General features: G+C 67.6%; 1 protein-coding gene. It reads left to right on the top strand.

Annotated features, from left to right (window positions below):
- Positions 1-298 precede the first annotated feature (298 nt).
- A partial coding sequence (locus JXZ78_RS40020) for a helix-turn-helix domain-containing protein (RefSeq protein ID WP_308281084.1) occupies positions 299-1048 on the top strand: 750 nt, incomplete at its 3' end.

Genomic DNA, 1048 nt, shown 5'->3' with positions numbered 1-1048 from the left:
CGCCGTGCGCGGCGCGGAGGGCGACGGCCTCCCAGCGGCCCCCGGGCGCATCGTGACGCCGGAGCCGCTGCCCGTCAGGGTGTGCAGGGTTGCGGCCATCGAAGGCCGCCTTAACCGTCAGAGTGTGCGACCGACCGCGCCGGGCCCGTCACATCCTGAGATAGAACAATGCAGTCGCCGACCCCCAACTCGCAACCTTGCAACCGAGATTGGCAGAAGAACGAACCCGCGTTCTATCGACTTGCGAACCCGGCGAGTGCCAAGCTGCACCTGCGTCGTCTTGTCCGGAACCGCGGAGGTGGCAAAGCGCACCATGCCGAATGTGAAAGCAGCACCCACACTGCGCAGACGCCGGCTCGGCAGCACGCTTCGCTCCTACCGCGAGGAAGCGAAGCTGAGCCAGGAGCGGGCAGCCGAGGCCATGGGCTGGGACGAGAGCAAGCTCTCACGCATCGAGAACGCCAAGGCGCGCATGCCATATAAGGACGTTCCCCGACTGCTGGAGCTGTACGGCATCACGGATCCGGAAGTAGTTACTGCCCTGGAAGGGCTGGCCAAGGACGCGGGTAAGCAGGGCTGGTGGCAGCCGTACGGGGATGTGGTCGCGGCCGTCTACCGCGACTACCTCACCCTGGAATCGGACGCCGAATCCACCCACATCTGGACACCGAACCTCATTCCCGGGCTCCTGCAGACCGGCGCGTACGCGCGGGAGATCATCACCGCCACCGCGATCACCCGCACCCCGGAGGAAGTGCACGCCTTGGCCGAGGTCCGCCGCACCCGCCAAGCCGTGCTCACCGCCCGCCCGGACGGCCCGCTCAAGCTGTGGGCGGTCATCCACGAGGCAGCTCTCCACCAGCGCTTCGCCCCGTCCTCCTCGGTGATGCGCGAGCAATTGCGGCACCTGCTGGACATGGCCGGCCTGCCCAACATCTCCATCCAGGTCATGCCGCTGACCGCCACCCCGCACCCAGGGCTGATCGGCCTGTTCGAGATCGTCAGGTTCCCGCCCCCCTGGCCCACCGTGGTCAGCCTGGAGAACCTG

The sequence above is a fragment of the Streptomyces monomycini genome, from assembly GCF_022271435.1.
GTDB classification, from domain to species: Bacteria; Actinomycetota; Actinomycetes; order Streptomycetales; family Streptomycetaceae; genus Streptomyces; species Streptomyces monomycini.
Note: the sequence above shows the minus strand (reverse complement) of the source record. Positions and strands in the feature narration are given on the sequence as shown.